Origin of the sequence: Pseudomonas kielensis (genome assembly GCF_014236655.1) — a bacterium.
In the GTDB taxonomy this organism is placed as follows: domain Bacteria; phylum Pseudomonadota; class Gammaproteobacteria; order Pseudomonadales; family Pseudomonadaceae; genus Aquipseudomonas; species Aquipseudomonas kielensis.
Genome location: NZ_JACMYG010000002.1, coordinates 380384 through 388468, shown reverse-complemented (window position 1 = coordinate 388468; position 8085 = coordinate 380384). Strand labels below are relative to the sequence as shown.

The 8085-nt window shown below is 61.3% G+C and carries 6 protein-coding genes; all 6 read left to right on the top strand.

Features of this window, described 5'->3' with window-relative positions; genetic code table 11:
• Positions 1 to 100: 100 nt before the first annotated feature.
• Complete coding sequence (locus H7995_RS03305; protein ID WP_185817983.1) at positions 101 to 1078, top strand: hypothetical protein; 978 nt, start codon at positions 101 to 103, stop codon at positions 1076 to 1078.
• Positions 1079 to 1097: 19 nt separating this feature from the next.
• Positions 1098 to 1646 (top strand): hypothetical protein, encoded by a 549-nt coding sequence (locus H7995_RS03300; protein ID WP_185817982.1) that lies wholly within the window; start codon positions 1098 to 1100, stop codon positions 1644 to 1646.
• Positions 1647 to 1674: 28 nt separating this feature from the next.
• Positions 1675 to 1938: a PAAR domain-containing protein gene (locus tag H7995_RS03295; RefSeq protein WP_166590956.1), complete on the top strand. Its 264-nt coding sequence runs from the start codon at positions 1675 to 1677 to the stop codon at positions 1936 to 1938.
• 74 nt (positions 1939 to 2012) lie between these two features.
• A complete protein-coding gene (locus tag H7995_RS03290) occupies positions 2013 to 3182 on the top strand; it encodes a hypothetical protein (protein ID WP_302098139.1) in 1170 nt (389 codons plus the stop codon).
• Positions 3183 to 6497 (top strand): ImcF-related family protein, encoded by a 3315-nt coding sequence (locus tag H7995_RS03285; RefSeq protein ID WP_185817981.1) that lies wholly within the window; start codon positions 3183 to 3185, stop codon positions 6495 to 6497. It abuts the gene before it with no gap.
• Positions 6494 to 8080 carry a type VI secretion system protein TssA gene (gene tssA, locus H7995_RS03280; protein WP_166590959.1) on the top strand — a complete coding sequence of 529 codons (1587 nt, stop codon included), beginning with the start codon at positions 6494 to 6496 and terminating at the stop codon, positions 8078 to 8080. Before H7995_RS03285 ends, tssA begins: the two co-directional genes overlap by 4 nt.
• Positions 8081 to 8085 lie beyond the last annotated feature (5 nt).

Sequence of the window (8085 nt, the reverse complement as noted above, 5' to 3'; positions counted from 1 at the left end):
TACGGTATCCCCTATGGCACTTGGTGAACATCGGGTTCGATTATTTCAGTGCACTTTCCTTTAAATCAGTCGTTATATGTGCGAATAGAGGAGTAACGCCATGCAAACGGTCAGGCATGCGGGAAGTACCAGTAGCGCAGGGGATGCGGTGACCAAGGTGGTTTCTGCGGACAATGCCTTGAGGTGGGTTTCACCGGTTGAAAATGCCGAGTTCAAAATAACTGAGGATGGTGAGTTTCCGGAAATAGTCTTCGAGTTTCACGCGCAGGCAGTTGCCGACTGTACGTGGTCCTGGGTTATAGAGTGGGATGCAAAAGTCAGTGGCTTGAGGGAGCGGGCGCGCCAAGGGAATGCCCTACAGACATTCAAGGCATCAGGCTCATTTAATAACCGCAATAATGTGTGGGTCGCCGATTTATCCGGAAGCGTTCTAGGTGGAACGTTAACGGTGACTGTGGCGCTTGGCCAAAGGACACTCAGTCGGTCGGTGGTTATAAAAGGCGCAAACCCGAGTAAAGACAGCGTTGCGAATTACATAGCAGATCTCGAGGATATGAGTGGGTTTGAGAAGTTGCTGGAGCAGGAGACGGGCAGCAAACACTTCATCGAGTTGGATAGCGAACCCATTGTTGCCTTTGATAAAGGTTATGGCATCACCCAAATGACCAATCCAGCCCCGTCCTTTGAACAGGTTTGGAGTTGGAAGGCCAATATTCTGGCAGGCTCCTCCATATACAAGGATAAAGTGCGCGCCGCTAAACAATACCTTGGACAGGCAAGCCGGACGTACACCGATGAGCAGCTCAGGCATGAGGTGTTCAGCCGCTGGAATGGCGGTTCCTACCATGAGTGGGACGCTGCTGCCAGCTCCTGGGTCAGGAAGAAAAATACCCTCTGCGACAGCAATACCGGAAATATTGGCTGGTCAATGGATAAAGAAAAAAACAAAGGCAAAACCGAAAGCGAACTGCGGGAGCGAGATAAGGATACGTACAAGAAAGGCACAAAGGGCCAGTCTGCCGACCACCCGTGGGAATATAAGGGGGTGTGTTATGCGGATCATGTACTTGCAGAGTAGTTTCAGGTGCTTTTTGTTGATGTTGATGTTGATATTCGGCTGGGGGAGTACAGCTAACGCGCTGGATATTTCGTCGTTATCGTTTTCAGGCAACACCGACAGAACTGTCTACATCGATGCCGCGGATGGCGACGTGTATCGCCTGAGGCTCTACTCCGACGTGTCGGGCATTGTGTATGACAAGAAAAAACACAAGATCAATGGCGATGTTTATTTGCCTCTGTTTCAAGTCTCGGACTCTAACCCCGGCAAGCCTACGGCTTATTGCGGCGTCGGTCGTGAAGTTTGGTTGTATGTCTATAAGGTTCAAGGGGGCACCCTGAGCCCGATAACGCGGGTCCTTGTAAGCAGTTGCTTGCGCTCGATCTCATTGACCAGTCAGAACACCGGCGAACAGGCGCAAGACTTGGATTTTTCTTCAGTGCAATGGCATGAAACAGGCTTTTCCATTCAATGGTTTGCCAGGATCGATACGGCGGGAAAGTTATTGAGCTCAACAAACTATGTAGTGCACGACGGTGTGTTCTCGGCGCAGGACGTATTGGCTATTGAACATCCGGCGGATTGATCGACGCGGACTTTATAAGGAATAAGTAATGAAAGGCATCATTCGCACAGGTGATAAAACCACGGGAGGGGGCAGAGTCCTGTCGGGCTCTAGCGCCATGCAATTTGCAGGTCTTGCTGTCGCTCGCCAGGGTGATCCCGTGGAGTGCCCCGTGCCAGGTCATGGTCGGACGATCATTGCCGAAGGACATGGGACGTTTCGCGAGAATGGAGTGCCGTTAGCGTTTGATGGGCACCGCTGTGCGTGTGGGTGCGTGTTGATCACCTCGTTGCCCGCCGCGAGTGCAAATTAGTCATGCCGGTGCGACTGGATCAAATCCCAGGCAGGGCGCCACGACCAGCCCCCCCTCGGGTGTGGTTGTGGCTGGTGCTGCTGCCTCTGCTGCTGGTGGCCGCTATCGGCGTGGCGTGGGCGTGGGACATTGCGGCATGGCGCGAGAGGCCCTTGAACTACTGGGCGCAAGCGTCGGGCTTGGCGCTTTTGCTCTGGAGTCTGCTGAGCTTCGTCCGAGGCTTGGTGCATTTGGGGCAGCAACGGGCTGCGGACGGATGGGATCAAGCCCGAGAGGAAGATTCACTGCGCAAGACACGACGTGGTCGACGGTCTCAGCAAGTCCTGGGGGTGAGTGTGCACACCGGCCTGCGCGAAGCAGGGCAATCACCGGCAGCGCAACTGCACGCGTTCCTGAGTGGGGCCCAGGCGTTACAGAGTCAAGCTCCGCGCCAAGGTGGTGACCCTGTACGCCATAGCTACCTGCCATACGATCCCCATGAACCCCCTGAGCAGGTGCTGTTGCAGGTGCTCAACCAGGTACTCGCCGATCTGGCGCAAGCGTTGGTCCATCTGGCTGACGATACGCCGGTGGCATTGTTACTGGAGATCGATAGTGGTTTGCCGGAGTCTGTGCTGCGACGGGTATGGCGCCACGCGTGGAGTGAATCCGGTATCCGTCAGTCAGCGTCGCCGCTCGACAGTAGCGGCCTGGCAGCGCTGGACCATTGGCTTGATCAGCGCATTGCGGATCGGGGGTTGTTGATGGTGGTGGCGGTACAGTTTTCGCCGCAACCGCTTGAAGGTACGGCGGACGCCGCCGTTGGGGTGTTACTGGGCAACCGACTGACGCAAAACACCTTGCCTGCACTTGCCTACCTTCATCGACCGGAACTCGCACGCGAGCCTACCGCCGAGGCATTGCTGCCTGCAGTAAAGCAGGCTCTGAATTGGGTTTCGCTGGACGCCAAGGCAATCCAATACGTCTGGCGGGCGGGGATTGCCAGCGCACTGGATGCGGCAATTAACACGGTACTGGCACAAGTGTCCATGCCCGCAAACGCCCCTCAAGGGCTTTGTAACCTCGATACATTGCTGGGGCATCCGGGCGTAGCGTCACCTTGGCTAGCAATCGCTGCCGCTACGCAAAACCTAGAATTCGGCGCCGGGCCTCAATTCATTTTCAGCGCTGACAACTGCGGTCAAACGGGGCCGTGGGGCATGGTCTTGGCGCCCGTGTCACCGCTTCTGACAAAGGAATCTTGAATGCTGTCTCCACACACCGTAGGGATTGGGGTGCTTGTTGGCTTAGTGCTGGTGGCGGGTGGGCTCATCACCTGGCGTTTCCCTGAGTGGCTAGCAATTACTCCTGGCAGCGACGGTCAAGGCATTGGGTTGTGGGTGGTATCGATCGTTGCGTTTGTCAGCGTAATGCTGTTGGTGGCTTACCCTCTGCTCGGGCGTTCACTGGGGCGCGCTGCCTACCACCGGCAAGACGCCGATGATCTGCCCGCCCCGGCGCAACCTGATGCATCGCCCACTCAGGAGATGCAAAGTGTCGCGACCCTGAAGCAATACCTGCGCACCCACTACGGCCCCTTCTGGCGTCACAACGTCCGCCTGCTGCTGGTGGTCGGTGAGCCGGCGCAGATTGACGCTATCGCTTCGGGCCTGAGCACCGACCGCTGGCAGCACGGGCAGGATCTGGTGTTGCTGCTGGGTGGCAGTGTGCTGGATGCATCCGAGGACTTTTTTTGGCGCGACTTGAGTAGCCGCTGGCGTGGGCTGGACGGGGTGGTCTGGGCGCTGACTGCCGAGCAAAGCGCCGATGCGGTGGCGATGGAGCAGGGCGCACTGGGCTTGCGCCGGCTCGCTCGGGAATTGGGCTGGCATCTGCCGCTGGCGATGTGGCAGGTGTGTCACAGCGCCTGGTCACAGCAAGGTCGCAACGTTCAAGCGGTGGGCTGTGAACTGCCCGCGGGTTGCACCGTGCAGGTGCTGGAAAAGCGTCTGCAGCAGTGGCTGGAGCCATTGCGCCGACAAGGCATTGCGCAGATGAACCAGGTGATGGGTCATGACTTTTTGTACCGCCTGTCCCGGGATCTGCAGGACGAGGGCATCCGCCGCTGGTCCCAGGTGGCGGCCCCCTTGCTGGGGCGGTTGGCGCAGGGGGTGCCGTTACGCGGCGTGTGGTTCAGCCTGGCACTGGCACCGCGTACGGACACCTCTCACCCGCACGTTTGGCTGGCAGACCCGGCCTGGCAGGGCGTACTGGCGGCGCCGTCGGTCAAACGCCGCCTGGGCTGGAGTGTCCCGCGAGTCGGTTACGCCCTGGCCCTTGTCCTGGCGCTGTTGTGGGGGGCGGGGATGCTGCTGTCGTTTGCCACTAACCGTGCCCATATCGCCCAGGTGCAAGGCGTGCTGTTGGCCCTCGAACAGGCGCCGGCCGGTGATGGACAACGGCTGGCGTTCAACGCGCTGGTGACTGAACTGGACCGCCTGGATTACCGCGCCGCGCAAGGCGCCCCCTGGTATCAGCGTTTTGGTCTGAACCAGAACCCTGCATTGCTCGCGCTGTTGTGGCCACGTTATGTCCAGGTCAATAAGCGACTGTTGCTTGACCCCGCGCTTGCCTCTTTAGAGCGCGAGCTCAGCGCGCTGGTCAAACTGCCGGCGGACAGCCCTGAACGCGCGCGGCGTGCTCCGGGGGCCTACATGCAGCTCAAGGCCTACCTGATGCTGGCGCGTCCCGACAAGGCTGACGCGAGGTTTCTCGTCAATACCCTGGGTGGCGCCGAGGAGGGACTGGCCCCCGGTTGGTGGCAGTTCTACGGCAAGCACCTGGCAGCGTACCCGCAGTGGCGCAGCGAGGCCGACCCAACGCTGGTGGCCCAGGTCCGCCAGGTGCTGCTCGGCCAGCTAGGGCAGCGCAACGCCGAAGCCAGTCTGTACCAGCAGGTGCTCGACGCGGCCGCCAACCACTACCCGGCACTGAGCCTGGGGCAGATGGTGGGTGTCACCGATGCCAGCGCGTTGTTCAGTAATCCGGCCGAGGTGCCTGGGGTCTTTACCCGGCAGGCCTGGGAGGGCCAGGTGCGGCAAGCGATCGATACCATCGCCGAGGCGCGCCGCGAGGAGATCGACTGGGTACTCAGCGACCAACCGGCTGCACTCGCCACGCACTTGAGCCCGCAGTTGCTGCGCGAGCGTCTCACCGCACGTTACTTCGAGGACTATGGCAGCGCCTGGCTGGACTTTCTCAATCGCCTGCGCTGGCAGCCAGCCAATAGCCTGGCGGATGTCATCGACCAATTGAGCCTGATGAGCGATACGCGCCAGTCGCCGCTGATTGCCCTCATGAACACCCTGGCTTACCAGGGCCAGGCAGGCACTCGTCACCAGGCCCTCGGCGACTCCTTGCTGCAGTCGGCGCAAAAGCTGGTGGGCCAGGACAAGGTGGAGCTGATCGACCAGCAGTTGCAGGAACCGCAGAGCCCGCTGGATGCCACGTTTGGCCCGTTGCTGGCGCTGCTCGGCAAGGACCCGCAAAGCAGGAATGACAGCCTCAGCCTGCAAGCTTTTCTCTCCCGCGTGACGCGGGTGCGCCTGAAACTGCAGCAAGTGAGCCATGCGCCGGATCCGCAGGAGATGACCCAGGCCCTGGCGCAGAGCGTGTTCCAGGGCAAGAGCGTCGACCTCACGGATACCCAGTCCTACGGCAGCCTGTTGGCCGCCAGCCTCGGAGCGGAATGGGCGGGCATCGGTCAGACGCTCTTCGTGCAGCCGCTGGAGCAGGCCTGGCAGCGGGTCTTGCAACCCTCGGCCGCGAGTCTCAATCGTCAGTGGCAGCGCTCGATCGGCAGTCATTGGCACAGCGCGTTCGCCGGCCGCTACCCGTTTGCCGCCACGCGTAGCGATGCTTCGCTGCCGATGTTGGGACAGATGATTCGCGCCGATTCTGGACGCATCGAACAGTTTCTGCAGCATCAGTTGGGTGGCGTGCTGCGCAAGGAAGGCAATCGCTGGGTGGCCGATTCGCGGCACAGCCAGGGCTTGCGCTTCAACCCGAAGTTTCTCGCGGCGATCAACCAGCTCAGTCACCTGGCTGATGTGCTCTATACCGACGGTGGCATGGGCCTGGGGTTCGAGCTGCAGGGCAAAGCGGTACGCGACGTGGTGCAGACCACCTTCATCCTCAATGGCGAGCGTCATCAGTACTTTAATCAGCGGGAGAACTGGCAGCGGTTCAACTGGCCTGGGCGCAGCGATCACCCGGGGGCGAGCCTGAGCTGGACCAGCATCAGTAGCGGCGAACGGCTGTTCGGTGACTACCCGGGCACCTGGGGCCTGATCCGACTGCTGGAGCAGGCCCAGGTCACGCCCCTGGATGACGGCGACAGCCGCTATCGCGTGGTGCTCAAGGCCGCAGATGGCCTGGGCCTGACCTGGCACCTGCGCACCGAACTGGGTGCTGGGCCGATGGCGTTGCTGCAGTTACGCGACTTCAGGTTGCCGTCGCGGATATTTCTTGAGGAGGGCGTAGAGCCCGAACCTTATGCACTGAACGGAAGTAATGAATGAGCCTGCAGACATTGATCGCCCGCTGCCTGGGGCAGCGCGATGCCACGGCCCTGGCCCGTTCCCAGGCCGAGCGCTGGGCAACCTGGTTGCTTCCCATCAGCGGCGAGTCGCCCGTAGGCCAGGACCCGGGCTATGACGATGACTTTCAGCACATGCGCGAAGAGGTCAACAAGTTGTCCGGTGCGGACCTCGAGCGAGTCGTGCAATGGGCGCAGAAGCTTCTCAAACACAATTGCAAAGACCTGCGCGTGGCCACCTACTACCTGTGGGCCCGCTTGCACAAAGACGGCGAGGCAGGGCTGGCCGATGGCCTCAATCTGCTGGCTGCGCTGGTCGATCGATACGCCGACCAGGTGCTGCCCGCCCGGCCCAACAGTCGCAAGGCTGCCTTGGAATGGCTGGCCGCCAGCAAGGTGCTGGACAGTCTCTCGCTGCACCCGGAGGTGGTCAAAAGTGAAGCCGAGCGTACGGTGGCGGCGCTGGTGTGGCTGGAGCAGGGCCTGGCGAACTGGCCAGAAAACCAGCGTCCGGAGCTGGGGCCACTGCACCGCGCGTTGTCCGTGCGGCTAGCGCAGTCTGGTGGTGTCGACGCATTGGTTCCGCAGCATAGCGCCGGTCACGAGGCGGGTGGACACAGAGCGGCGCCGCCGATTGCACCAATCAAGTCTGGACGCGATTTGCTCGACGCTGGCCGCGCCTTGGCCGCTTATCTGCGCGAACAGCCCCTGGGTTGGTTGGCGGCCCATCACCTGATGAAGAGCCTGCGTTGGGACACCGTGCATCAGGTCCCGCCGCAGGGCGCCAACGGCTTTACGCGCCTGGCACCACCGCGTAGCGACTGTCGGGCGCAACTCAAACGCCTGTATGTGCAACAGAACTGGAGTGAGTTGCTGGAGCAGACCGAGCGCATTTTTGCCGAGGGCGTCAACCACTTCTGGCTGGACCTGCAGTGGTACCTGTACCAGGCCCTGAGCAAACTGCCGCCACCTCAGGACAGCTGGGCCGCGATTGCCCGGCGTGACCTGGGCATGTTTCTCGAACGCCTGCCCGGACTGGAGCTGTTGTGCTGGAGTGACGGCAGCCCCTTGGCCGACGAGACCACCCGCGAGTGGATCACCCGGGACGTCAGTGGTAATCAGCCGCAGCAATGGCTGCCGGCACCGCTGGTCGCGACGACCACCGTCGATGCCGAGGTCCTGTCCCTGGAAGCCGAAGCGCTGGCCCAGGCCGACAGCGATGGCGTGGAATCGGCGCTGGCCTGGCTGGCGGCGCGCCCAGGGGTGCATAGCGGGCGCCAGCGCTGGCAGTTGCGGTTATTGATGGCGCGGGTCGCCGAGCAATACGGCAAGAACGATCTGGCCCTGCACCTGCTGAGTGAGCTGGATGCCTGCGCGCAACGCCAGGTCCTGGCGCAGTGGGAACCGGAGTTGGAGTTCGAGGTCAAGGCCCGCCTGCTCAAACTCTTGCGTCTCAAAGCCCAGCGCCAGGACTCAGACAAACCGGCACTGGCCCAGCGCATGGAGGCCCTGCTGGCAGCGCTGGTGAGCATTGACCCGGTGCGTGCCGCCGTGCTCTGCACTTAACCCTC

Bases quoted from the DNA above. Each gene is read 5' to 3' on its own strand.
- H7995_RS03295 (WP_166590956.1), top strand. From the start codon at position 1,675: ATGAAAGGCATCATTCGCACAGGTGATAAAACCACGGGAGGGGGCAGA.
- H7995_RS03305 (WP_185817983.1), top strand. From the start codon at position 101: ATGCAAACGGTCAGGCATGCGGGAAGTACCAGTAGCGCAGGGGATGCG.
- H7995_RS03300 (WP_185817982.1), top strand. From the start codon at position 1,098: ATGTTGATGTTGATATTCGGCTGGGGGAGTACAGCTAACGCGCTGGAT.
- tssA (WP_166590959.1), top strand. From the start codon at position 6,494: ATGAGCCTGCAGACATTGATCGCCCGCTGCCTGGGGCAGCGCGATGCC.
- H7995_RS03285 (WP_185817981.1), top strand. From the start codon at position 3,183: ATGCTGTCTCCACACACCGTAGGGATTGGGGTGCTTGTTGGCTTAGTG.